19 protein-coding genes, 1 tRNA gene and 2 pseudogenes are annotated in these 24,802 nt (G+C 57.5%); 8 read left to right on the top strand and 14 right to left on the bottom strand.

Annotation, left to right across the window (positions count from 1 at the left end):
• Position 1: 1 nt before the first annotated feature.
• The 5 genes from pqqA to LOY56_RS24140 form a co-directional block, all read right to left on the bottom strand.
• Entirely contained in the window at positions 2-76 is a 75-nt protein-coding gene (gene pqqA, locus LOY56_RS24160) for a pyrroloquinoline quinone precursor peptide PqqA (RefSeq protein WP_009045898.1), read from the bottom strand.
• 156 nt (positions 77-232) lie between these two features.
• The gene (pqqF, locus tag LOY56_RS24155; protein WP_258617629.1) at positions 233-2,671 is read right to left on the bottom strand and encodes a pyrroloquinoline quinone biosynthesis protein PqqF; all 2,439 of its coding nucleotides are present in this window, start codon (positions 2,669-2,671) and stop codon (positions 233-235) included.
• A gap of 38 nt (positions 2,672-2,709) precedes the next feature.
• Complete coding sequence (locus LOY56_RS24150) at positions 2,710-3,504, bottom strand: carbon-nitrogen hydrolase family protein (RefSeq protein ID WP_258617627.1); 795 nt, start codon at positions 3,502-3,504, stop codon at positions 2,710-2,712.
• A 12-nt stretch (positions 3,505-3,516) separates the two neighbouring features.
• Complete coding sequence (locus tag LOY56_RS24145; protein WP_258617626.1) at positions 3,517-5,199, bottom strand: NAD(P)/FAD-dependent oxidoreductase; 1,683 nt, start codon at positions 5,197-5,199, stop codon at positions 3,517-3,519.
• Positions 5,200-5,414: 215 nt separating this feature from the next.
• Positions 5,415-5,876, bottom strand: a complete 462-nt coding sequence (locus tag LOY56_RS24140; protein WP_258617619.1) for an Lrp/AsnC family transcriptional regulator — start codon at positions 5,874-5,876, stop codon at positions 5,415-5,417.
• A 123-nt stretch (positions 5,877-5,999) separates the two neighbouring features.
• Between LOY56_RS24140 and LOY56_RS24135 the strand changes: the two genes are divergently transcribed.
• The 5 genes and pseudogenes from LOY56_RS24135 to LOY56_RS24115 all read left to right on the top strand — a co-directional run.
• Positions 6,000-6,644, top strand: a complete 645-nt coding sequence (locus LOY56_RS24135) for a peptidase M41 (RefSeq protein WP_258617618.1) — start codon at positions 6,000-6,002, stop codon at positions 6,642-6,644.
• A gap of 483 nt (positions 6,645-7,127) precedes the next feature.
• Positions 7,128-7,430, top strand: a complete 303-nt coding sequence (locus LOY56_RS24130) for a hypothetical protein (RefSeq protein WP_258617617.1) — start codon at positions 7,128-7,130, stop codon at positions 7,428-7,430.
• Between the two features lie 141 nt (positions 7,431-7,571).
• The gene (locus LOY56_RS24125) at positions 7,572-8,546 is read left to right on the top strand and encodes a hypothetical protein (protein ID WP_258617616.1); all 975 of its coding nucleotides are present in this window, start codon (positions 7,572-7,574) and stop codon (positions 8,544-8,546) included.
• A 514-nt stretch (positions 8,547-9,060) separates the two neighbouring features.
• Positions 9,061-9,687, top strand: coding sequence for a thioredoxin fold domain-containing protein (locus LOY56_RS24120; RefSeq protein ID WP_258617614.1), 627 nt, complete (start codon positions 9,061-9,063; stop codon positions 9,685-9,687).
• Between the two features lie 12 nt (positions 9,688-9,699).
• Positions 9,700-10,136 (top strand): annotated as a pseudogene (locus LOY56_RS24115) (recombinase family protein); the annotation flags it as partial.
• A 40-nt stretch (positions 10,137-10,176) separates the two neighbouring features.
• Here LOY56_RS24115 and LOY56_RS24110 read toward each other — a convergent pair.
• The 6 genes and pseudogenes from LOY56_RS24110 to rpsU all read right to left on the bottom strand — a co-directional run.
• A pseudogene (locus tag LOY56_RS24110) lies at positions 10,177-10,456 on the bottom strand (site-specific integrase); the annotation flags it as partial.
• Positions 10,457-10,561: 105 nt separating this feature from the next.
• Positions 10,562-10,638, bottom strand: a tRNA-Ile gene (locus tag LOY56_RS24105).
• A gap of 15 nt (positions 10,639-10,653) precedes the next feature.
• Positions 10,654-14,400 carry a bifunctional diguanylate cyclase/phosphodiesterase gene (locus LOY56_RS24100; protein ID WP_258617613.1) on the bottom strand — a complete coding sequence of 1,249 codons (3,747 nt, stop codon included), beginning with the start codon at positions 14,398-14,400 and terminating at the stop codon, positions 10,654-10,656.
• A 123-nt stretch (positions 14,401-14,523) separates the two neighbouring features.
• Complete coding sequence (gene rpoD, locus LOY56_RS24095) at positions 14,524-16,371, bottom strand: RNA polymerase sigma factor RpoD (RefSeq protein WP_258617607.1); 1,848 nt, start codon at positions 16,369-16,371, stop codon at positions 14,524-14,526.
• Between the two features lie 67 nt (positions 16,372-16,438).
• Positions 16,439-18,412: a DNA primase gene (gene dnaG, locus LOY56_RS24090; protein WP_258617606.1), complete on the bottom strand. Its 1,974-nt coding sequence runs from the start codon at positions 18,410-18,412 to the stop codon at positions 16,439-16,441.
• Between the two features lie 480 nt (positions 18,413-18,892).
• Positions 18,893-19,108, bottom strand: coding sequence for a 30S ribosomal protein S21 (gene rpsU, locus LOY56_RS24085; protein WP_002551877.1), 216 nt, complete (start codon positions 19,106-19,108; stop codon positions 18,893-18,895).
• A 199-nt stretch (positions 19,109-19,307) separates the two neighbouring features.
• On the opposite strand from rpsU, the gene tsaD reads away from it, so the two are divergent.
• Positions 19,308-20,333, top strand: coding sequence for a tRNA (adenosine(37)-N6)-threonylcarbamoyltransferase complex transferase subunit TsaD (gene tsaD / locus LOY56_RS24080; RefSeq protein ID WP_258617605.1), 1,026 nt, complete (start codon positions 19,308-19,310; stop codon positions 20,331-20,333).
• A 23-nt stretch (positions 20,334-20,356) separates the two neighbouring features.
• On the opposite strand, the gene plsY is transcribed toward tsaD, so the two are convergent.
• Positions 20,357-20,926: a glycerol-3-phosphate 1-O-acyltransferase PlsY gene (gene plsY / locus LOY56_RS24075; protein WP_258617601.1), complete on the bottom strand. Its 570-nt coding sequence runs from the start codon at positions 20,924-20,926 to the stop codon at positions 20,357-20,359.
• Positions 20,927-21,000: 74 nt separating this feature from the next.
• Between plsY and folB the strand changes: the two genes are divergently transcribed.
• On the top strand, positions 21,001-21,354 hold the full coding sequence (folB, locus tag LOY56_RS24070) for a dihydroneopterin aldolase (RefSeq protein ID WP_258617594.1): 354 nt from the start codon (positions 21,001-21,003) through the stop codon (positions 21,352-21,354).
• Positions 21,345-21,863, top strand: a complete 519-nt coding sequence (gene folK / locus LOY56_RS24065; RefSeq protein WP_258617589.1) for a 2-amino-4-hydroxy-6-hydroxymethyldihydropteridine diphosphokinase — start codon at positions 21,345-21,347, stop codon at positions 21,861-21,863. The genes folB and folK overlap by 10 nt, the downstream gene beginning before the upstream one ends.
• A 116-nt stretch (positions 21,864-21,979) precedes the next feature.
• Here the strand turns inward: folK and LOY56_RS24060 are convergent, their stop codons facing one another.
• Complete coding sequence (locus LOY56_RS24060; RefSeq protein WP_258615292.1) at positions 21,980-23,401, bottom strand: IS1182 family transposase; 1,422 nt, start codon at positions 23,399-23,401, stop codon at positions 21,980-21,982.
• 144 nt (positions 23,402-23,545) lie between these two features.
• A complete protein-coding gene (locus tag LOY56_RS24055) occupies positions 23,546-24,769 on the bottom strand; it encodes a multifunctional CCA addition/repair protein (RefSeq protein WP_258617587.1) in 1,224 nt (407 codons plus the stop codon).
• Positions 24,770-24,802: the final 33 nt, after the last annotated feature.

Genomic DNA, 24,802 nt, shown 5'->3' with positions numbered 1-24,802 from the left:
CTTAGCGGCTTGCGAAGTACATGGTGACTTCGAAGCCGATACGCAGGTCGGTGTAAGCAGGTTTGGACCAGGACATAGAAGCGCTCCTTCAGGTGGATGGGACAGTCGAGACCTATACATATAGTCCACCTCCAGCTGGAGATGTTCAGATAGTTAGGCGGCTATGTTACTCAAAATTACAGAACGATTGGCCACGAATCTTTGAGAAAGCTAATTGCAGCACCGGTAATGATCATTTTGCCACTTGCCAAGGCGCCCCGGAACAAGTCCCGCTGGCCAGACAGCGCCATCCACCATCGGCCCGATTCAGTCGTTGTGCCGCCGCCAGCAAGGCTTCACGGTCAATAATCAGAATTGCCTGAGGCAGACGCTTCAGGTAATCAGACGAATGGCCGGCCAATTTGCCCTGCCAGAGCAGTTCGGCGGCTTGGGCGTTGGGCAGAGCAGTGCTGTCGAATTGATCGGCCAAGGCTTGGCGCTGAGCGATGAAGGTCGCGTCATCGATGCTTTCGATCATCCCTTCCAATTCGCTGAGGAACTGTTTGATGTGCTCCAGCAAATCCAGAGGCGCGACGCTCGGCGATTGCACGCCAAACAGCAACCCGGTCTGACCGTTTATCTGGCGTAGTCCGCTGAATACGGCGTAACCGAGCTGCAGCTCCACCCGCAGGCGCTGGTAGAACGGCGTCTGGCATACGTGTGCGAGCAAACGCCAGGCGGCCTCATCGGCGATGTCATGGGTTGCTGTCGGACAAAAGAGTAACAGCGCGTGTTCGCTGGAGCCGGTATCGACGGAGTTCCACAGATGCAGCGACCGAATCGACGGAGGCGGCGTCAGTTGACTGTCCGCAGTGCCGGGAATACGACTCAAGGCAAGCCCCATTGCTGCTTGAGTCTGGGCAGACAGGCCTATCGTCAGGCCATCCCAGCGTGCGCCCGACCAGAGTTGCTGCAACTCATCTGAGGCTTCGGTGTGCTCAAGGCGTAGATCGGGCAGTGCCTTGAGCAATTGTCGAATCGGCATCAACGCAATGGACGCCGGCTCTTCCTGTGAGAAATCGGCATCAGGTTTTGTCAGTTCTTTCAGCGCATGTTCGAGGACTGTCGGCATCGGTTCCTGCAGGCCCGTCATTTTCAACAGCCATTCATTACCCGAAGCGCTGAAGGAAAAGTCGACACCGGCCTGGCGTGCATCTTCGCGCAACAGCCGCAGGCTGTTTTCCAGATTCGACTGAAGGCGGCTGTGAGGTGCGAACTCCAGACGCCAGCGCAGATAAACCGCACCTTCATCCGTGTTATCCGGCAACGCCTGACTGAACTGCATCGGCGATCGTTCGCGGCGACTGCGTGAGCGATCCTGGGCAAAAGTCCGCAGGCCGCGATGGGCGCTGGTCTGGCCGCGAATCAATCCGGCATTCGAGGCTGGAGTCTCGGCGCGCAAAAACGGGTTGGGTGTCGGTAGTTGCCACTGGCCGGTGAAGTTATCCACAGCGCCGATTTGTTTGAGGATTGCCTTGAGAGCGACAACGCCCTGTTCGGACAGCCCGGCTTCAAGCTGTTCGCTGTCTCGTCGGGCCCGTTGCAAGGCGTTGCTGACTTGCTGTTGGCGCCGCAGCAGAGCTGCATATTCTTCGCGCAGCTCGACCCAATCCTGATGAGAGGCAAAAAAGCCCAGCCAATCCAGGAGCCGTTCGCGGATCATGTTGTCCGGTTGCGTAGCGTGGGCGGGCCGTGTGAATTCGATGTGCAGCAAGGCTTGGCCGGCGTAGTGATAGAGCGGCGCGGCTTTCAGGTTGTCCGCCAGCCCATGCTCTCGTAGCTGCGCCAACAGGCCACCGGGTTTTTCGGCGTTCAGCCAATGGCACAGGAACGCCAGCGCTTCCGGCGATGAGTCGGGCAGCGCTTCGAAGGCGAACAGCAGATCCAGCCGACGCTCTCCAGCCTGTTGATAACTATTGTCTGAAGAATCCATCAACAGGGTGGGATTTGTCTGAGAGATTTTTTCGCCGGGGGTAATAGCAGCGGCAAACGCCTGAGCCATCTCTTTCAATTCATCGAGACTCTGTGGCCCGGCCAAACTCAGCGTCATTTGTCCGGTCTGGTAAAACCGCTGATAGAAGTCCTTCAATGCTTGCTGAAATTCGAGTTGTGGCACCGGCAGGCTGTAGCGGTTTCCAGCATGAAATGCCCGCAATGGGTGAGCTGCCGACAGTCCATCAAACAATGCAAATTGTTGCTGGGCTGTCGCATCCCGCGACCAGGCGACAAATTCGGCGTGCAGCACTTCCCGTTCCCGTCGCTGATCGTCCGGATTCATACGCGGATGAGCGAGCATGTCTGACAGACGCTCCAGCCCATCCCTAAACGCCTGAGACGGCAGCTCGAAAAAGAAGTCCGTCGTACGTTCGCTGGTGCGCGCATTCACCTGCCCGCCATGACCTTGTACGTAGGCCATCAGCCCTTGCTCTGCGGGAAAGCGCTCTGTACCCAGGAACAGCAAATGCTCAAGAAAGTGCGCCAGCCCCGGCCAGGCCAATGGCACGTCGTGACTGCCGGCAGCGACCCGCAACGCGGCGGCGCAGCGCTTCAATTCCGGAGCATGACGCAGCGTCACCCGCAGGCCATTGGCGAGGGTTTCAGTGTGGAGGCGAGGGTGATTCGGCGCAGGCATGAGCACTTCCAGAGCAGAGAAGCGCTCATGCTAGCGGATTAGGCCTTGTTCAGCTCGCCGTATAGCTCGGGACGGCGATCGAGGAAGTAGCGATTGGCGGCGCGGGAATCGATCATCAGCTGACGATCCAGTTCACCGACAATCAGCGCTTCATCAAGTCCGGCCTGGGCGATGCGGCTGCCATCCGGCGCGGCGATGCTGCTCTGGCCGCAATACTGGATATCGCCTTCGTGCCCGCAGTAGTTGGCGTAAGCCACATAACACTGGTTTTCGAAGGCGCGTGCGCGGACGGTGACGTCGGCGATGAAATCGTAGGGAATCATGTTCGCCGTCGGCACCAGAATCAGTTCGGCACCGGCCAAGGCCAGACGCCGGGCGTTTTCCGGGAACTCCAGGTCGTAGCAGATCAAAAAGCCAAGCTTCCAGCCGTTGAGTTCAACCAGCGGAAACTCATCCGGCCCGGGGCTGAACATCGAGTGATCGAGGTCGCCGAACAAGTGAGTCTTGCGGTAGTTGCACAACCGCTCGCCCTTGGCGTCGATCAACTGCACAGCGTTGTAGATCTGCCCGTCTTCGGTGCGCTCCGGGTAGCCATACAAAATGGCGATCCCCGTCGCTTTGGCAATGCGCGCGATGTGCTGCGCCGATTCACCGTTGTGCACCTCCGCCAGTACGCTGACGGCATCGATGCCGATGTTGTAGCCGGTCAGGAACATCTCCGGCAGCACCAGCAAGTCTGCGCCCTTGGCCTCCAGCGCCAGTTGATGCAGGCGTTGCAGATTACCTGCGACATCCAGGGGCAGCGGTGGACATTGGTAAAGGGCTACGCGCATTTCGGATTCCTCTTACTCGGGCAGGGCGATCGGGCCGATCTCGTTGAACACATCTCCTGGACCCGGGTTTTCGGCGTGAGTTTCACCGCCGAAGTGTTTCATGATCCCCCACACCGCGTTGAGCGAGGTCTGCACCGCGCCTTCGACCCAGGCCGGCGTCCACGAAACGTCGTCGCCGGCGATGAAAATTCCGCGTTGCTCGGCCGGCATGTCGTCCTGCATGAAGTGCGCGTACATGCGCTGATTGTAGCGGTAGTGGCCGGGCAGGGCGCCTTTGAAGGCCCCAAGGAAATGCGGGTCGGCTTCCCACGACACGGTGATCGGATCGCCGATGATCCGCGCGGCGATATCGACTTTCGGATAGATCTTCTTCAATGCGTCCAGCGCCAGCTTCACGCGTTTTTCCACCGGGTGCGGGAGCATTTTCAGCGCATCGCTCATCCACGAGTACGACAGGCAAATCACCCCGGGCTTGTCATCGCCGTTGTCGAACAGATAAGTGCCACGAGTCAGGCGATCGGTGAGGGTCATGCTCATCAGGTCGCGACCGGTTTGCGGGTCCTTGTCCTTCCAGAATGGGCGATCGACCATCACGAACGTCTTCGACGATTGCATGTAGCGGGTGCGGTCCAGGGCCATCCACATCTTTTGCGAGAACAGGCTTTCGTCGCATTCGATCTGGGTGGTCAGCAGCCAGCTCTGGCAGGTGGTCAGTACTGCCGCGTATTCGCGTGTGTCGCCATAGTTATCGGTAACGGTAAAACGCCCGTTTGGTGCATGGGCAATTTTTTTCACGCCGGAGCGCGGCGCGCCGCTGTGCAGCGAACTGAGACTGGTGCCTTCAGGCCAATGCACGCAACGCTCCGGCACATGGCGCCAGATGCCCAGCGGCACCTGCTCCACGCCGCCGACTACCAAGTGCTGGTGATCGTCGCAGTTGGTCATCACCACGCGGAAGATTTCCAGCATCGAGTTGGGGAAGTCCGAGTCCCAGCCGCCGGTGCCGAAACCGACTTGGCCAAACACTTCGCGGTGATGGAACGAGAGCTTGGCGAAGGCTTCGGAGGTGGCGACGAAATCATAGAACGTGCGGTCGTCCCACAGCGGCACCAGGGTGTTCCACAGTTCCTTGAGGCGCGGCACGTCGCGGTCACGGATCGCTTGCTGGATATCGGAGAACTGCGAGCCGGCTTCCAGAGCATCCGCCCAGGCGTCAGCGACTTCCTGGAACAGTGCAGGAAGATCCGCCAGTTTCTGTGCGTAATGAGTTTTGCCTTCCAGATCGATTACCGTGCTGCCCGACGCAGGTGTCAGCGGGTTCGGGAAGGGTTTGGTCTGCAGGCCAAGCTTGTCGACGTAGTGATAAAACGCAGTGGACGACACTGGGAAACGCATACCGCCGAGCTCGGCGATGATGCCTTCCGCGCCGTTGAACGCCTGGGAGCGCAGACGGCCACCCATCTTCGAGGCTTCGTAGACGACAGGTTTGAGGCCCAGCTTCATCAATTCGTAGGCGGCCACCAGGCCTGCAATACCAGCCCCGACAATCGCCACTTCGGCGCCGTGATTGTGCGCCGGAATACTGCCCAGCCCGGCCGGGTGCTCGATCCAGTCGTCGAAGGCGAAAGGAAAATCCGGGCCGAAAACGGTGACCGGTTTTTTACCGTCTGCAGGATGGCGATTGTTCTTGTTCATGGCTGACCTTGCTGGCGACCTGACGCAGAGTGCGCGTCTGAGTATAGGAAAAGATGGCAGCCATTCTAGAGAGCGTAGAACACGTTAATAAGACGCAATGTGTCGTCGTTTTGCTAATTGCTTGAACAATATGACGATCGAGTGATACACAGTGTAGGAGCGAGGCTTGCCCACGAAGAGGCCAGACCAGACACCCAAGACCTATTGGCGGAAACTCAAACCGGTTGGCCCCGATCAATCTTGCTGCTCAAGATGATCGAAGTCGTCGTCTTCTCCACGCCATCCACACTGCCAATTTGATCCAGCAACTGATCCAGCTGCTCCGGCGAGTCGGTGCGCAACCACGCCACATAATCAAATTCGCCACTCACCGCGCACAACTGCTGAACCTGCGCCATGGCGCTAAGACGACGCAGCACTTCCTTGCCGGAGCGCGGTTGCACGGTTATCCCGACGTACGCCTGTAATCCGCCATCCACTACACGCTGACCTAAACGCACGCCATAACCGGTGATAACCCTGGCCTTTTCCAGCCGAGCCAACCTCGATGTAACCGTAGTGCGGGCGATCCCCAGCTGCCGGGCGAGCATGGCCACGCTTTCGCGGGCATTGATCTGCAGGGCCGCGATCAATTGGCGGTCGATTTCGTCAAGAGCGGGGGGGCGGGTGTTAGGCAAAGGTCGTCTCCAGCACGGATCAATGGGCAGGCATGTTACAGGCACTCCTCGTCAATTGGATGGACACAAGCGGTCACTCGTAGTCGAATGCGTAACCAAGGGCAGTGAAGCGAGGGAGTCGGAATGAAGAGCATGTCTGCGGCTCTGCGAGACTATGCACTGCAGATTGCGAATCATGAAATGGGGCACTACGTAATTGCTCGGGCCTTGGGCTTTGAAACGGGTGATGTGACCCTGAAAGTCACCATGGACTTGAGGCATCAGGCCGGGTCTTCCATTGTCCTGACGCGGTCAATCTCCTCGATAGAAGAAATGAAGAAACACCTGGAAGGTCGTCTGATCGTCCTCTTTGCTGGCGCTATGAGTCAGACCTTGCCTGCAAAGCATTCGGCCAGGAAACTCGTCGATAAATCGAAAGCGACAGCCATCCTGAATGAAGCGCTTGGGGCGGAACAGGATTACGCAAAAATCAGGGAGCTACGGCACTTGCTGCGAAATATCGCCTATCCCGATACGGATCCAGCGTCGTCCGAGTGCATAACTGCCGAGCTTAAAGAGATTACTGATCGCGTGTGGCTGCGGACTCAACAAATCGTAGAGGCATTGGCCGATACGATTACCGGATTGGGCGCGACGCTGGTAGATGGCATGGTCATCGTGGAGCAATGGGGGAGGCCGGCGGATACGTATGAGGTCGTGTTGACGGGTGAAATGCTTGAACGGTTGCGGTCAGTGCAGGCCATTCCATTGTTGAGTGTCTGGGCATAAGTAATGCAGGTCTCGCCAGACGCAGTGGCGGTCGGGCATTGCAGCCCCAGGAAACCGGCACGCCCGAGGGCATCCCACGCACCGCAGCCGCGCTGGCGCTCGTGACCTTTGTTGCTGTTGTCTTGGTGGTTCGGCTGGATACCCAGCTGCTGCTGATCACTGGGCACGTCGAAAGCACCGAAAGATGACTCTGACAACCCAAACTAAGCTTCATGAATTAGGCATTTTTTTTTGCGTATCCCAAAGCGATGACAGCCATGCTCCAAGGTGCTCGAAGGCTCCGCAGAGACGCCAGCAGCGTATAGATATTGAATGGCCATCATTACCTGTGTTTAACTTACTGCTCGTAGGCGTGCATCTACCATGAAAAATCGCGGTGGATCGCCGAAAAGGATGGGGTGGAGCCCGTAGTAACGTCCGGCTTCGCCTAATCAAAGGCCGCAATCTGCTGCCACATCCATTCAGGAAGATCTAAGGAAAGTTATGCTAGCCAGCTTCAACATGTCGGATGAACGGGCGATCATCGGTGGTTACAAGTCGCAAGGCCTGAAAGATGCTGACGCGATCTACTCGCAGAAGCAAATGTTGATCAAAACCTTCAAGTTTACCAAAGTGTTCGCTTGGTTCTTCATCGTAATCGGTCTCCCACTTCTAATCTTCATCATTCCAGGCATCTTGTTTATTGGTGTCGGTATTTTCATGCTGTTGCGCGCCAACAAGAAGATCAAATTGATCGAACAGGCAACTGAGACATATTGCCGCGAAATCGGCGTACAACCGGTCTAATAATTTACACCACTCTAGCGCACCTTAGTATTCGTATAGCTTCCAAGCCACATGCCTGCCGTATTGCGGGCATGTGAGTGCGGCTGCCTCCTAACTAAAAAACGTCTACAACCACTGTGACACTTTTCAGGAATTTCTCAGATGCGCTTCAAAACGCTCTCTGTATTGGCATTGGCTATCACCCTCGCTGCCTGCTCGGAAAAAGAAGACGAACACCCAAAATCCGCCGCGCATTCGCCTTCCCAGCCCATGACTCAAGCGGAAATAAGCAAAGAGAAAGCCCGAAGAGTATATAACCCTACTCCCGAAGAGCGCGCTCAAGACGAAGCTGAGCGTATGCAGCGGGAGGCGAAGTTGCATGCGGATGACCCCGTAAGCTGGACGCTGCCATCGCCGAGCAGCCAGCCCGACTTCAGTCAGTACGTAACTCTGAAGTCTGGGACACAAATGCTTTACATCTACAACGGCAACAAAGAAACTCCGGACGATGCGCTGACCCTCGCCAACTCCTTTCGCTACGATCTGCGCACGCAATACGACTTGGGCGACGAAACTCTCAGCAGTTTTTTGCAGAAGTTCGCCAGTACAAACGATCAGTTCAGCCAACGCGACATCGCTAAAAGCCTAGAGCCAATTTTCACCAAACATATTCACGATAATCTCAACACCCGTTACGTCATGCTCGACATGCCACAAGCAATTCCGCTGTCGCAGTATGATTTCGACAAAAAGGGATTCAGCTACGCGCCAAGTGCATTTAACGCCGTCAACACACAAACGGCACATGAGCAATCCAGTTCCTACGCTTACGGCCACGAAGTAAAGAACAGAGGCGATATAAAGTTCGGAGATAACTCCTCCTACGCCCTAACTTTCAGCAATGGTCCGCAATTCAACTTCATCCCGGTTGAAGACGAAGCCGCCGCGCGAGTGCTCGAAAGCTATGTGAAGCAACGCAAACCTTACACGGTCAAGGTGTACGGCTACGTCGATTCATTGATTCAAGGTAATGACAAAAAAACCGATCGCCAACGCACGACTGTTGTAGCTATTCAAAAGCTAGTGGTTGTAGATGCGGAGCATCCGAGTACTGTGTTAGCGACTTTGAGTCACTGAGTCATGCGCTGACGCCTAAATCAGGCGCCTGTGGCGCATGCTGGTTTGGGCGGGCGATCTGAGATCGCACTCTTGCCCTGTTACAGAGGCCTTCGTATAAGAGTAATATTTGAGGATTCTTCGGCTGCCATCACACTGCCCCAGGTATCGAGTCCTTATTTCCCACTAACGCCTGTCCTTCGATTTTCTTCGGCAACGTGTCATTGAAAAATGATAGATCTCGAAATGCCGCTTTTAACAACTGACGTCCAAACAGGGTTAAGTCAGCGGCGAATGCATCCATTAAAAGCCGGTGATTTATGTTGGTGCCATTGCTGTGCCACAGCTGGTGTGGTGAAGTCAAATCAATTGTGAGTTCAGCTAATTAATTCGTGCCAGACGGATCTATTCAATTCCGTACTAACTTAGTTAGCTTGACCTTAAGATGCATTTTTCTTCGAGCTCAACTTAATACAGATGTTTTGCTGAAGTACTCAACCTACGATTTCGGAGGCGCGACTTTCGCGCAGCATGGATGATTTTACCAAAAAGTTCGTTCCGACTAGCTGGTCTCGGTCTTGTCGCAATTCTTGGTCTCGCTTCACCGCTTGCCCAAGCTGAAGGTCTCGGCAGCTTCCTTTCTGAACTGACCCAGCCACCGGTCCCCAAGCCGGCCCCTCAATTTCGGTTTTATCGGGATGCCCTGGGCACGCTGACGACAGAAGATTATATCTCCTTCAGTCCATCCAATCCCAAGGCATACGTCTATGTGTTTGCTGACGCCACCTGTCCGTATACTCGTGAACTGCATAAGTCGGTACAGGAGATCAACGCCCGGGGTGTTGAGGTGCGTTACCTCGCTGCGCCGGCGGGGGAACTTAATGGTCCGGCCTGGATGCTTTACAAGAACATCTGGTGCAGCGACAACCCGAAGCAGGCGTTCGATGACGCTATGAAGGGTAAGCCTGTGAGAGCGCAGACTTGCAGCAAAAACGACTTGCGCACACTAGGTGCCCAGGATGACGCCCGTAGGACTATTAACATTGCCAAAACGCCAACGACTTTCTTCCAAGATGGTGTTTGGTCGATAGGCTCAGAGGCCGCCAAAGGTTTACCAGAACGTGCCATCCTGGGGGCCAGGATACTGGCAAACCAGCGCTAACTCGGCTAAGCCTTAAAGGATGCGCGCAAGGGTGACGTGCTGCTGGTCGAGTCGATAGACCGTCTCTCCCACCTGCCGGTGGAGGACTGGCAGAAGCTCAGGGCCGCAATCGATTCCAAGGGCTTGCGCATCGTCGCACTCGACCTGCCAACCATTCACCCAGGAATGCAGGACACCAAGGGCGACGAGTTCACCGGACGAATGCTGACGCTATCAACTCAATGCTGGTGGAAATGATGGCCGCCATCGCGCGCAAGGATTACGAGCAGAGGCGCGTGCGCCAGGCTCAGGGCATCGAGAAGGCCAAGGCCGCCGGAAAATACCAGGGCCGGCCGGTCGACGTCGATCTGCACAAGCGCGTGAGTGAGCTGCTGGGCGATGGCCTCGGCATCTGCGCGACAGCTCGACATGCCGACTGCTCGACAACCACCGTGCTGCGCATCAGTGATAGCAAGTCATCAATAACTAACCAGGATCTCGGTTTTGTTTCTCAATCAGCTTTTTGGCTTTGGAGGCTTCGCCATGCTGGGTGGTAGGTTTTTTGGTGGGGGGTGACATCGCTCAAATAGTGCTTCAGGGCAGATTCGAGCGTCATCCGTTCTGAACCACTGCGCTGGATGTAAATGCCCCTGGCCATTTCGTCTTCGGTGCGTCTTGCCCAGTCTTCAGCATCGCGTTTTGTGCGGAAAGTTTTGGAAACGGTTGGCCAGCCATTTTTGCGAATGACCGCTTTCCATGTGTCTGAGGGGGTTTTTACGAGAGTTGCCATACGTTCTCCGAGGGAAGATCGGTATGGACTGTACCGAAACTATAACTCGGGAACATCTGATTGCGGAGTCAAAACCTGCAGCTGAGCTGCAGGCCTTGATTCATATGGTGGGCCCAGTAGGACTCGAACCTACGACCAAGGGATTATGAGTCCCCTGCTCTAACCAACTGAGCTATAGGCCCTCAGTAGGCCGCGGATTATAGCGATGGTTTCTCCGCTGTGCTATCCGAAAAATCCAATATGGCTGTACGAAGAAACGTCGCGGCGAATTCGTCCGCTGGTAAGGGCAGGCTGACGATGTAACCCTGGATCTGTTCACAGCCCTCCGCCGTCAGGAATTGCTGCTGCGCCTGGGTTTCGACGCCCTCTGCGATAACCGTGAATTGCATGCTGCGGCCCAGGGCAATGATTGCGCGAACAATGGCCGCGTCGTGCGGGTCGTCCGGCAGGCCGCGGACGAAGGATTGGTCGATCTTGAGGATGTCCAGCGGCAGGCGTTTGAGGTAACTCAGGGACGAATAGCCGGTGCCGAAATCGTCGATTGCCAGTTGCACGCCCAGGCGTTTGAGTTGGTGCAGCACCGTCAGCGCTTCCTCGGCCTGGCTCATGATGAAGTTTTCAGTGATCTCCAGTTGCAGGAAACCGGGGTTGAGGTGGTTGTCCTTGAGCAGTTGTTCGATTCGGCCGAGCAGGTTCGGCTGACGCAGTTGAGCACCGGCCAGATTGACCGAGAGTGGGCCCAGGCACTCATAGACCTGATTCCACTCGTACATCTGTCGGCAGGCGGTCTCAAGCACCCAGTCGCCAATTTGCAGAATCATGCCATTTTCTTCGGCCAGGGGAATGAAGTGCTCGGGAGGCACATCGCCGAAGGTCGGGTGATGCCAGCGAATCAGCGCTTCGGCGCCCACCACTCGATGATCGTCCAGACTGATTTTTGGCTGATAGTACAAAAGCAGCTCATTGCGTTCGATAGCGCGCCGCAGTTCATGTTCCAGCGCCACGCGCTCGCTGGCTTGGGCGGTGAGGTCGCAGGTGTAGCTTTCAACCCGGTTACGGCCCTTGGCCTTGGAGCGATACATCGCGGCATCGGCGTTCTTGACCAGTGTGGCAACGTCGCAGCCGTCTTTGGGGTACAGGCTGGTGCCGATGCTGGCGCTGATGAAAAACTCGTGCTCGCCGGCCTGGAAAGGGGCAGCGAAGCAATTGAGCAGCTTGGTGGCAATGTTGTCGGCATCGCTGGATTGTTGCAGGCCAGGGAGCAGGATGATGAATTCGTCGCCACCCAGCCGCGCCACGGTATCGATATCGCGCAGCTGTTCCTTGAGGCGCACGGCAATGCCTTTGAGCAGCAGGTCGCCAACCGGGTGACCGAGGCTGTCGTTGATGTGTTTGAAGCGGTCCAGATCGAGGAACAACACCGCGCCCTGGCCACCGTTTTCCTGCTGGCTGTTCAGGGCGGTCAATAGCCTGCTTTCGAACAGCGTGCGGTTTGGCAGGCCCGTCAGCGGATCGTGGTGCGCTTGGTAATCGAGTTTGGCTTGAGCGTGCTTGAGGCTGGAAATGTCCGCGAACACCGCAACAAAATGGGTGATGAATTTATCCCGGTTGCGCACTGCGCTGATGGTCAGCCAGCTCGGGTAGAGCTCGCCGTTCTTGCGCCGGTTGGAAATCTCGCCTTGCCAATGTCCATCGGCGGTCAACTGATGCCACATCGCCGCATAAAATGCACTGTCGTGCAGGCCCGAGGCGAGCAGGCGAGGGGTGTGGCCCAGCGCTTCGCTCTCGCTGTAGCCGGTAATTTCGGTGAACGCACGATTGACCGCGCTGATGTGCTGTTGGGTGTCGGTGATCAATACGCCCTCGGCAGTGCTCTCGAACACGGTGGCGGCCTGCTGCAGTTTCTCCTGCATCAGATGTCGCTCGGTAATGTCCCGGGCGATGGTCAACATGCAGTCTTCATCGCCAATAGGCAACGGACGGCTTGAGACCTCACAGAGCCGGATCTGCCCGTCTTTGCGGCGGATGTGGCAACTGAAGTCGCGGACGAAACCATCCCGGTGCAAGAGTTCGAGCATCTGCTTGCGCTCGTTGAGGTTGACCCAGATCCCCAGATCCAGAGCCGATCTATCCACGGACATCGCACTGTTGAAACCGGTAATACGGCTGAAACCTTCGTTGACTTCCAACAACAAACCGTCGCTTTGCCGGGACAGCAGCAAGCCATCGGGGGAAGCATGAAAGGCTTTGGCGAATTTCTCTTCGGAGGTTTGCAACTGTTGCTGGGTTTCCTTGAGCTGGCTGATGTCCCGTACGACGACCACCAGGGCCAGGGTCGTATCGAGATCGAAAGGCTCGGCGGAGATCAGGCCGGTAAACACCTGGCCATTGCTGCGGCGAAAGGGCATTTCCAGATTGCGGATGCTGCCGGCCTGTAACCGCTGCAACAAACCCGGCCCCACGCCGGGTACGCCCCAGATGTTCAGGTCGGTGGCAGTTTGGCCTATGACATCTTCAGCCTTGAGGCCGATCTGTTCTTCGAACGCTTCGTTGACCTCCAGCAGACAGCCGTCGGAAAGCCGCGCGATCACCAGAATATCCGGGCATTGCTGGAACACCGAAGCGAACTTCTGCTCCGACAGGCGCAGCGCCTCTTCGGTACGCTTGGCTTCGCTGATATCGATCATCAGCCCGCGCAGTACCGGTTCATGGGCGTGCTCAATCAGGCTGACGATGTCGCGGACCCACAGGCAGCGGCCGTCAGCGGTGATGACCCGGTAATCGACGCTGTGATCACGTCCGGCTGCTACTTCGCGGTCGCAAAAGGTCTGGGCCCGGGTCAGATCCGCAGGGTGGATGATGTTGCGCCAGAAGCCCGGAATCAGCCAGTGGGACAGAGGGTAACCTAGGAGGTCCTGAGCGTGGGGTGACACGTAGCTGTAGGTGAAATCGCTGATCTGCGCTTCCCAGGCGATGGCGGAAAGACTCTCCACCAGTCCGCGGTAATGGTATTCGCTACTGCGCAGTTCCTGTTCCAGAGCGACCCGACGGGCAATTTCCGAACTGAGTCGGCGGTTGATCCGGATAACCGCTGCCAGCACGATCATCAGCAATAGTAATCCCGGCAGGCCGTAACTCAGCACGTCGAACCAGAAAGTTCGATGGTCCAGGACGTTACCGACCCAATGTTCCTGGATGGCACTGATTTCACTCGAGGTCATGTCCGCCAGGACTTTGTCCAGGATGCTGACCAGCAGTTGGTTGTTTGGGGGCACGGCCATTGCCAATTGGTAGCGATAGGGTGTTTCACCGCTGACATAGAGCCCGTCGAGCTTGAGCTGGCGCAGGCTCCAGACACTGGAGGCTAGATCGCCCACTACAGCGTCCACTGCGTCGGTGGCCAGTGCCTGCAGCGCTGAGCTGACGTTGGGCATCGCCACCAGATTCAGGTCGGGATGGTGGGTGCGCAATAGTTCATGGGGGGCATAGTTTTCCACCACGGCGATCTTCAGCCCGTACAGGTCTTCGAGTTTGCGCGGTTGGGGGCCTCCGACGTGAGCCAGGATGACGATCGGAAAATCGAGATAGGGGCGGGTGAACGACAGATACGTCTGGCGCTCGGGGGTCGACATGATGCCGGGCAAGATGTCCAGCTTGCCTTGTTTGGCCTGCTTCAGGACTTCGGTCCAGCTGACCGGCTCGATGGGCGTGAGTTTGATGGCCAGTCGTTGACGAATGACGTTGATGTAGTCCGCTGCCAGGCCCTGATAGCGCCCATGTTCGTCGCGAAATTCAAACGGCGGCCAGGACGCGTCCACGCCCAGGCGCAATTCCGGGTGAGCCGTCAGCCAGCTACGTTCTTCGTCGGTAAGAGTCAACGCGCCAGCCGTTGCGGTCCAGGTCATCAGCGACAGCAAAAAAAGCACGGTCGGCCATCTGGGCATAACGGTCTCGTTATGGCTTGGGGGAATGTTTCGAGTGTAGACGGGCTATGCGGCGGGGGGGATGTACGGGGCATTAAATCTGAATAAAGCAAAACCCCCGGCCTGGGCCGGGGGTTCTGTGGATCACTCGTCGAGGAAGGAGCGCAAATGCTCGCTTCTCGTCGGGTGGCGCAGCTTGCGCAGCGCCTTGGCTTCGATTTGGCGAATCCGTTCACGGGTCACGTCGAACTGCTTACCAACCTCCTCGAGGGTGTGGTCGGTATTCATGTCGATACCGAAGCGCATGCGCAGAACCTTGGCTTCACGGGCAGTGAGGCCGGACAGGACTTCGCGAGTCGCTTCTTTAAGGCTCTCAACGGTGGCGACATCGATTGGCGACTGCATGGTCGAGTCTTCGATGAAGTCACCCAGATGAGAATCTTCGTCATCACCGATCGGGGTTTCCATGGAGATCGGCTCTTTAGCGATCTTCAATACCTTGCGGATCTTGTCCTCAGGCATTTCCATGCGTTCGCCCAGCTCTTCCGGGGTCGGTTCGCGACCCATTTCCTGCAACATCTGCCGGGAAATACGGTTGAGCTTGTTGATCGTCTCGATCATGTGCACCGGAATACGGATGGTGCGGGCCTGGTCGGCGATCGAGCGAGTGATCGCTTGACGGATCCACCAGGTGGCATAAGTCGAGAATTTGTAGCCGCGGCGGTATTCGAACTTGTCTACCGCTTTCATCAGACCGATGTTGCCTTCCTGGATCAGATCGAGGAACTGCAGACCACGGTTGGTGTACTTCTTGGCGATGGAGATCACCAGACGCAAGTTCGCTTCAACCATCTCTTTCTTCGCGCGGCGGGCCTTGGCCTCACCGATCGACATGCGACGGTTGATGTCCTTGATCTCAGCGATCGTCAAACCGGTTTCGGTTTCCAGTGCGGTCAGCTTCTGCTGGCAACGAATGATGTCCGGTTGCAGGCGACCAATGGCTTCAGCGTATTTGCTTTTGCCTTTGGCCAGTGCGTCGGTCCAGCTTTCGTCGACTTCATTGCCCGGGAACTGGCGCAGGAAGTCGGCACGCGGCATACGGGCATCACGAACGCACAATTGCATGATCGCGCGCTCTTGCTGACGCAGACGATCCAGGGCGCTACGAACACGCTCGACCAGGCCTTCGAATTGCTTCGGCACCAGTTTGATCGGCATGAACAGCTCAGCCAGGGCGATCAGCTCGGCGATTGCCAGCTTGTTGCCACGACCGTGCTTTTTCAGGGCCTTGCGGGTGATTTCCATCTGATCGGCGACAGCACCAAAGCGCTGTGCGGCGATGACCGGATCCGGACCGCTTTCGGCTTCTTCTTCGTCATCGCTCGCATCGGCGTCATCGTCGTCGGTGTCGTCGGCCGCTGGAGCGGCTTTCGGGTCGACTGGCGGTGGCACTTCGGCTGCAGGCGGCGCAATGCCGTCGTCCGGGTCGATATAACCGCTCAGGACGTCGGACAGGCGGCCACCTTCGGTGGTGACGCGAGTGTACTCGGAGAGAATATGGTCAACCGTGCCAGGGAAGTGCGCGATTGCGCCCATCACTTCGCGGATGCCCTCCTCAATACGTTTGGCGATTTCGATTTCGCCTTCACGTGTGAGGAGCTCTACCGTACCCATTTCACGCATGTACATGCGCACTGGGTCGGTGGTGCGACCAATGTCGGTCTCGACCGCTGCCAACGCTGCTGCTGCCTCTTCGGCCGCGGCTTCGTCGGTATCGGCGTCGGCCAGCATAAGGGAATCCTTATCTGGCGCAACCTCGAATACGTTGATCCCCATGTCATTAATCATGCGGATGATGTCTTCCACCTGTTCCGGATCTGAAATATCCTCCGGCAGGTGGTCGTTGACCTCCGCGTAAGTCAGGTAGCCCTGCTCACGACCCAGTGTGATCAACTCTTTGATACGAGACTGCTGTTGCGCTTTTCCGGACATAACACCCTATCCACTGAAGGTCTTGGCGGGCAAAAAACAAGCCGAGGATTATACCTGAGCTATGACCTCACGCGCCAGTTGAGGTCGGGCTTGATGCGGAAACATTGCGACTTAAAAGGTCGCGCAGTTGATTTTTCTCTTCGGTGCTCAATTCACTTTGACGTGCTTTTCGAAGAAGTTGTTCCAGGTTTCGCTCGCGTTGGCGGGCTGACAAGCTAGTAATGGTGTCGAAAAACTGTTGTTCAAGGTTATCTCCATCAATCAGCCATTCCTTTTCTGCCAGCGCTTTGAGCAGTCGGCCTTGTTCGGTGCCGTGCCAACGCGCAATCAGTTGAAATGAGTTTAGCTTGGGATTCTTCTGTACGGCTTCGAGCAGGGCGACCAACAGTTGTGTGTTGGTGTGGTCTTCGGCGGCAAAGTGCCCGGCATCCTCGACTTTTTCGGCCAGTTGCGGGTGATGCAGCAGCGTGCGCAAGGCTGCCAGGGTGGGCGGTTCCACGGCGGCTGGTACCCGTGGCGCGCGCGGCTGATCGCGATCGCCGCCGCGTTTGCCGTTCTTGTCCCACGGTTTTTTGTCCCATTTCTTGCCGCCGGCGCCAGGTTTTTTCGGCGTCCATTCTTGCTGCGGCACGTACATCTCTTGCGCCTGCGGCTGATGGTAGTCGCTGTAATCCGGCATAGCATCGTAATCGATGCCCGGATCGTAAGCGGGTGGCGCTTCCTGAGGCTGTGGCGTGCTTTGCACCAGTTGGCTCATGGCTTCACCGCTAAGTCCGGTAATTTCGCTCAGGCGCTGGCGCATCAGGATGCGCAGGTTGGCGCCCGGGACTTTGTCGATCAGCGGCGCGGCGAGGGTGGCCATGTGGGCCTTGCCTTCGAGGGAGCGCGGATCCGATTCCTCGGTCAGCTGTTGGAAAAAGTAATCGGCCAATGGCTGGGCATGCTGATTGATTCGCGCGCGGAACGCGTCGGTGCCCTCGGAGCGGACCAGAGTATCCGGGTCCTCGCCCTCGGGCAGGAACAGAAAGCGTGCCCGGCGCCCATCCTGCAAACATGGCAGGGTTGCCTCCAGAGCCCGCCAGGCGGCATTTCGGCCCGCCTGGTCGCCGTCGAAGCAGAACAGCACATTGGGCACGACGCGAAACAGCCGCTTCAAGTGCTCTTCGCTGGTGGCGGTGCCCAGGGTTGCGACGGCATTGCGCAGGCCTTGCTGGGCGAGGGCGATGACGTCCATATAGCCTTCGACGACGATGATTTCGTCGAGATTGCGATTGTTCTTGCGTGCTTCATAAAGGCCGTAGAGTTCCTGGCCCTTATGGAAAACCGGGGTTTCCGGTGAGTTCAGGTATTTCGGCTTGTCATCGCCCAGCACCCGGCCGCCAAAGGCGATGATGCGCCCGCGACTGTCGCGGATCGGGAACATCACGCGATCGCGGAAGCGGTCATAGCGCTTGCCGGTTTCGGCGTTCTCGATCAGCAGGCCGGCATCGATCATGGCCTTTTGCTGCAGGGTGTCGCTGCTCAAGTGCTTGAACAGATTGTCCCAGCCGGGCGGGGCAAAACCGAGCCCGAAGTCCCGGGCGATTTCTCCCGTTAGTCCGCGACCCTTCAAGTAATCCACGGCGGCTTTGCGCGACGGATGGCTTTTCAGGGCTTGACGATAAAAATCGGCGGCGGCGGTGAGCAACGGATACAGCGGCGAATCGGTGGGTTGCCGCGGTTTGTGCGGTCGGCCACTTTCTTCGCGGGGAATTTCCATGCCGGCGGCTTTGGCCAGTTCTTCGACAGCCTGGACGAAATCCAGATTGTCATGGTCCATCATGAAGCCGAGGGCGTTACCGCCAGCGCCGCAGCCGAAGCAGTAATAGAACTGTTTGTCGGGGCTGACGCTGAAGGACGGGGTTTTCTCTTTGTGAAACGGGCAGCAGGCAGTGTAGTTCTTGCCGGCTTTTTTCATTTGCAGGCGCGAGCTGACCACGTCGACGATGTCGGTGCGGTTCAGAAGGTCGTCAATGAAGCTCTGGGGAATTAGCCCGGCCATGGCGTTCTCGTCATCTGCGCTGAAATGGACCCAAAACGAAGGGCGGCCGAACGCGGGTCGTTGTTTGAGGCGCGCAGGGTGTGCGGCTCGACCGGTGTCGTCTGCGTATCGCTGTCGGGAAGTGTATCTGCCGAAAATCCACTGACGTTAGTACAATCAGCATTCGACTATTTGAAAGTGTTTCGCTGAATCCGGCGACGGCCAGTCATTGGCCTCGGATAGCTCATAAGCGGGCACGCAAGAAGGTGCCTTGGGCTGATCGTCGTGAGAGGAATCAGTGGGTGTGCTCGTCAGTAGCCTTGGAAGGCTCGTCAGAAAAGACGTGCACCGCTGGCAAAAGAGCCAGGTCTGACGTTGTGAAGCAGATTTGTCTCGGTCGCGTCTGCGGCTTTGACGGTGAAGCATCAAGCGTTGTCCGCAAATGCCATTAGCCCGGCTGAGGGCCGGGCTTGGCAGAAGCTTGCTACGATCGTCTGTGTATTAGTACAGACGAACGGCGCGGCGCTGTTCGCGCTGAACTTTCTTGGCGTGGCGCTTAACAGCGGCTGCTGCTTTACGCTTACGCTCAGAAGTTGGCTTCTCGTAAAATTCGCGGCTACGAACTTCAGCCAGTACACCGGCTTTTTCGCAGGAGCGCTTGAAACGACGCAGAGCTACGTCGAAGGGTTCGTTCTCTTTTACTTTGACGGCTGGCATCCAGAGCTACCTTCATTCATTACCGGGGTCAACATCCTCGCGGCAAAAGAGCACTTGAAGACGTCGGTTTTTAAGGGTTGCGGATGTTAACCCCTCATCGCTCGGAATGCAAAGCCTCTGATCGAAAACCGCTGGTCGGGGCATCACGCGACGACTATTATGCGCGCCTTCGAATTCAGCCTCTACAAGGCGCAAACCCATGCTAGTACTGGGATTAGAAACCTCTTGCGACGAAACCGGTGTCGCACTTTACGACAGTGAGCGCGGGTTGTTGGCCGACGCGCTATTCAGTCAGATCGATCTGCATCGTGCCTATGGCGGCGTGGTGCCGGAGCTGGCTTCGCGCGATCACGTCAAGCGCATGCTGCCCTTGATTCGTCAGGTCCTGGCCGAGGCCGATTGTGTGCCGACCGAGATCGACGCCATCGCTTATACCGCGGGTCCTGGCCTGGTCGGAGCCTTGCTGGTGGGGGCTTCGTGCGCCCAGGCGCTGGCCTTTGCCTGGGGTATTCCGGCCTTGGGCGTGCACCACATGGAAGGTCACTTGCTGGCGCCGATGCTGGAGTCGCAACCTCCGGAGTTTCCGTTCGTCGCTTTGTTGGTGTCGGGTGGTCATACGCAGTTGGTTCAGGTCGACGGGATCGGCCAATACACACTCTTGGGCGAGACCCTCGACGACGCTGCCGGCGAAGCGTTCGACAAGACCGCGAAGATGATGGGCCTGAATTATCCGGGCGGCCCGGAAATCGCGCGTCTGGCGGAGCAGGGCGTTGCAGGACGATTCATTTTTCCGCGTCCGATGTGCGACCGTCCAGGCCTGGCGTTCAGCTTCAGTGGCTTGAAAACCTTCGCGTTGAACACCTGGCAGCAGAGCGTCAGCGCCGGGGACGACAGCGAGCAAGCCCGTTGCGACATCTCGCTGGCGTTCCAGCAGGCCGTGGTGGAGACTTTGACCATCAAGTGCAAGCGTGCCCTGAAGCAGGCGGGCATGAAGCGTCTAGTGATCGCAGGGGGCGTCAGCGCCAACAAGGCGTTGCGTACTTCTTTGGAGAAGATGCTCGGCGACATGAAGGGCGACGTGTTTTACGCCCGTCCCGAGTTCTGCACCGACAATGGCGCGATGATTGCGTTTGCCGGCTGTCAGCGCTTGCAGGCCGGCCAGCATGAAAGCCTGGCGATCAGCGTGCAGGCGCGCTGGCCGATGGAGCAGTTGTCGGCGCTGTGATGAGCGACACTCATGTGCGGTATTTAAAAATGCCGTTCGCGCCCGGCAAACAGGTCGCGTAGATTGCCGCGATGACGCCAGACGATCAGGCCCGTGAGCGCGCTCATGGGCAGTAAGGCCGCCGGTTCTTGCCAGGCAAGCAGCGGCAGGGTCAGTGGTGTGGCAATCAGGGCGGCGAGCGAGCTGGTGCGGGTCAGGTAGAACGTCAGCGACCAGGCGCAGACCGCCAGCAGCGCGGCGGGCGGGTAGAGTCCCAGCAGCATGCCGGCCGCAGTGGCGACACCCTTGCCACCGCGAAAGCGGAAGTACAACGGAAACAGGTGGCCGATAACGGCACAGATGCCGATCCAGGCCTGGTCCTGTAGCGAAAAACCTGCTGCACTCGCGATCAACACGGGCAGCAGGCCTTTGTTCAGGTCGCCGAGCAAGGTCAGGATGGCGAGTTTTTTGCCGGCCAGGCGCAGCATGTTGGTGGCACCGGCATTGCCCGAGCCACTCATTCGCGGATCGGGGTTACCGGTCAGGCGGCTGAGCAAAATGGCGAAGGACAGAGAGCCGAGCAGGTAGGCGAGGATCGCCAGTAACCAAAACATGCTAACTATTCCGGGCGAGGACGCCCTGATTCTAACGGCGCATTGCGCCCTTGTCGTGCAGTGGAGAGAAGTGCTTGGACAGAGTGTTTATCGAGGGCCTGGAAGTCGACACCGTGATCGGTGCCTACGACTGGGAACGAGGCATCCGACAGTGTCTTCGACTTGATCTGAGCTTCGCCTGGGACAATCGTCCGGCCGCCGCCGGTGATGACCTGACGTTGGCGCTCGACTACGCGAGCGTTTCGTCGCGCATCCAGGCGTTCGCCGAGCAGGCGCAGTTCCAGCTGGTCGAGACTTTTGCCGAGCGTCTGGTTGAAGTGCTGATGAGCGAATTCAAGATCACCTGGATGCACCTCAAGCTGACCAAGCCAGGTGCCGTCCCGGCGGCCACGGGTGTGGGCGTGGAGATCGAGCGCGGATGTCGCTGACTCAGGTGTACCTCGGGCTCGGTAGCAATATCGAGCGCGAATCCCATTTGCAGGCTGGCCTGGACGCCCTGGCGGGTTTCCTGGTGGATATGCGCTGCTCGGCGGTATTCGAAAGCCAGCCGGTGGGGATCAAGAGCGGGCCGTTTTTCAACTTTGTGGTCTCGGCCTTCACCGATCTGCCGCTGATGGAGCTGGATCGACGGTTGAAATTCATCGAGGCGGATAACGGCCGTTACGCGCCGGACCGCAAGGGCTTGCCGCTGGATATCGACGTGCTTCTGTTCGGCGACCTAGTGGGTAATTTTGATGGCTTGATCTTGCCGCGGACAGAGATTCTGAAAAATGCCTTCGTGCTGTGGCCATTGTCGCTGATTGCGCCGGATCGTGTGCATCCGGACGTAGGCAAAAGCTTTGCGGTTCTGTGGGGGGAGGCGCAGATCGATCAGGTGTTGGCGCCGGTAGCTTTTGAGTGGCGCGGTGAGCAGTTGACTCCTTCCGAGATGCTGTAAAGCAAAAGATCGCAGCCTGCCAGACTGTGTGAAAACGCAGTAATCGCGGCCCAAGCAAACGCCACGGCTTGTTCGGGGCGTTTGCTCTTTGCGGGAAGCAGACGAAAAAAGGCTATTCAGCCCATTAACGCCATCAGTTGACGTGCTCCCAGCACATTAATCACTCTTTTGAGGTTGTAGGCGTTTATCGCCAGCGCCATTTCCGCTCTCGCGCCTTCCAATTGACGCAGCAGGAAGCGGCCGTTGCCGAACAGCCATTGTTTGAGGTTGCCGAAAGGGTGTTCAACGATGGATCTTCGGCTGACCATCATCTCTGGATGTGCCCGCATCCGTTGCCCCATGCGCTCAAAGGCATCTTCGTTTGCATGCCGCGAGACATACCGACGAGGCGCATCGGTGCACTGTGCTTTTAATGCACAGGAGGTGCAATCCTTGATGGCCTGGTACTCACGATTGCCGTTGTGCAATTGCTTGAGTGTCAGTAATTGGCCGGCAGGGCATTGGTAATGGTCGTGCTCTACGTCGTAAACAAAGTCTTTTCGGTCGAAAAAATCCTTACCTTTGCGGCTGGAGTTCTTTGATCGGCTGGGCGGCACATAAGCCGTGATGTTGGCGTCTTCACATGCCTGGAATTGCTGGCCATTGGAGTAGCCGGCGTCAGCCGTCACGGTCAGCTCTGGCTGCTGCAACTGTTCTTTGGCCTCCTTGGCCATCGGCTCCAACTGACGCCGATCGTCGCCATCCTGAGTCACTGCATGGTGCAGGATCAGGCAGTGTTCAGCGTCCACCGCCGTTTGCACGTTGTAAGCAACTCGCGGACCTTTGGCGGTGCGCATCATTCGAGCATCGCTTTCGTGAGCGTTGAACTGCTCCAGATCCATAGACTTCATCAAAGCCTGGCAAGTCCGGTTATTCGACTGCTTGTCTTCAAGTCGCGCCAGCGCGGTTTTGATCGCGCTGCGATCAACCGTTTCACCCGCCTCGTCCTTGTCGGCCTCATCCAGCTGCACCAGATACTGGGCAATGCGCTTGTCCAGCTTTTCCTCCTGGAGCTTGAGCTGTTTGAGATTCAGATGCCGTCGTGCAGACGCCACCGTCCGAAATTTACTGCCATCGATGGCAACCAGGTCGCCCGCAATCAAACCGACCGCGCGGCAGAATTGGACAAAGGCCCGGCACGTGGCAATGAACGCGGTTTTGTTGTCCCGACGAAAGTCGGCAATGGTTTTAAAGTCGGGCTTGAGTCGATTGATCAGCCACATGACTTCGACGTTGCGTTGGCACTCGGCTTCAAGTCGGCGCGAGGAGCGAATCCGCTGGAAATAGCCGTAGAGATACAGTTTGAGCTGGTCGGCAGGATCGTAAGAGGGACGTCCTGTGCCTTTGGGAGTTGCCCTGCCGAAGCCCAATTGAACAAGATCCAGTCCTGCGACATAGGCGTCAATCACGCGAACGAGATGATCTTCAGGTATTAAATCTTCCAGAGAAACCGGGAATAGACTGGTCTGGTTTCGTGGTTCACCTTGGATATACGCCACAGCAAAAATGCCCCGTATCTTTCAATGATGGGGCATTTTCTTGAATCGCTGCGCAAATGGCTAGGTTTTCACACAGTCTGCTTCGGCAGCTCCTGCAGGGTTCACCATTAGGAGCTGCCGAAGGCTGCGATCTTTTGATCTGGCTTATGCTTGATCTTTGTAAGCCTTCAAGGCTTTGAGCCGCTCGCCCTTGATCGCCTCGCCCAACTCCGGTCCCTTGAATCCCTTCTCCAGCAACGGCTGAACGGCAACGCTTCGCGCCGCCGTTGCCGCGCCACGTAAATAATCCGCCTGTGGATAACTTCTCTGCTCCAGGCCTTTGCGCCCCCGAGCGTCCATCTCGCACGCTGCGATAAATTCCTCAAAGCGCTGAGGTCGACGATAAACGTCGAAACGCTGCAGCAACTCCAGCAAGGTCGACGGCTTAAGCTCCAGAGCACGATGGCCATGGGTGTGATACTCGCCCACCAGCAGCGCCAGTTCCTGACAGTCTCTCGGTGCCTTGAAGCGCTCGTTGACCGCATTGATCAGCTTCAGGCCTTTGTGCTTGTGGGCAATGTGGCGGGGCCATTCTTCCTCGGGTGTCAATCCTTTGCCCAGGTCATGCAGCAAGCAGGCCCAGCGTACGGTCAGCGGTTGTTTGTGCAGCGCCGCTTGCTCCAGCACGCTCAGGGTATGCACGCCTGTGTCGATTTCCGGGTGATGGGCTTCGGGTTGCGGTACACCGAACAGTGCGTCGACTTCCGGCATCAGTGCCTTGAGCGCGCCGCAATCGCGCAGCACCTCGATGAATACCTGGGGTTGGTCTTCCATCAGCGCGCGGGCGATTTCTTTCCAGCTGCGTTCGGGAGTCAATGCCTCCAATTCACCTGATTCGCTGAGTTGACGCATCAGCTCCAATGTCTCGGGGGCGACGGTGAAACCCAGTTCCGCATAACGCGCGGCAAAACGGGCAACGCGCAAAACACGGAGTGGATCTTCGGCGAATGCGGGCGAAACGTGACGAAGCAGGCGAGCCTCGAGATCCCGCTGGCCATGGTAGGGGTCGGTCAGGTTTTGCTGGTCGTCTTCGGCCATGGCGTTGATTGTCAGGTCGCGACGAATCAGATCTTCTTCAAGCGTGACGTCGGGGCTGGCGTGAAAGATGAAGCCGCCGTAGCCGCGTCCGTTTTTGCGTTCGGTGCGGGCGAGGGCGTATTCCTCACCGCTTTTAGGGTGAAGAAACACCGGGAAGTCCGCGCCCACTGGGCGAAAGCCCTTGGCGAGCATTTCTTCGGTGGTGGCGCCCACAACGACCCAGTCGATATCGGTGACAGGTTTGCCCAGCAGGCGATCGCGGACCGCTCCACCGACTTTATAAATCTGCATAAAAACCTCCGTTAGCCCGACAGAATAACCTTT

The organism is Pseudomonas sp. B21-048 (assembly GCF_024748615.1).
Taxonomy (GTDB): Bacteria; Pseudomonadota; Gammaproteobacteria; order Pseudomonadales; family Pseudomonadaceae; genus Aquipseudomonas.
The sequence above is the reverse complement of the archived record's forward strand: the minus strand, read 5'-3'. Positions and strand labels throughout refer to the sequence as shown.